The organism is Bartonella sp. MR168JLCBS, from assembly GCF_042194175.1.
In genome coordinates this window covers 893-1195 of record NZ_JBHIMP010000120.1, presented here as the reverse complement: position 1 = coordinate 1195, position 303 = coordinate 893, and the positions used below count along the sequence as shown (strand labels likewise).

Below are 303 nucleotides of genomic sequence, written 5' to 3'. Positions count from 1 at the left end.
TTAAAAGATCAGCTTTTACGTCTTGTTGCAGATATGGAAAATCTTCGGCGCCGTACTGCACGTGATGTGGCTGATGCGAAGGCCTATTCGATTGCTAATTTCGCACGTGACATGTTATCTGTTTCTGACAATCTCAATCGTGCTTTGGAGGCTATTCCAGAAGGAGCAAAGGAGAATGATGCTGGTTTGAAAACATTAGCTGAGGGTGTTGAAATGACTGAGCGTGCAATGATAGCAGCACTAGAACGTCATGGAGTGCAGAAAATTTATCCAGAAGGGCAAAAATTTGATCCTCATTTTCAT

The 303-nt window shown here is 42.6% G+C and carries 1 protein-coding gene; it reads left to right on the top strand.

Annotated features, from left to right (window positions below; translation table 11 throughout):
* Window positions 1–303, top strand: a 303-nt coding sequence (gene grpE / locus ACFIK8_RS09655; protein ID WP_375669299.1) for a nucleotide exchange factor GrpE, incomplete at both ends; no start/stop codon positions are given.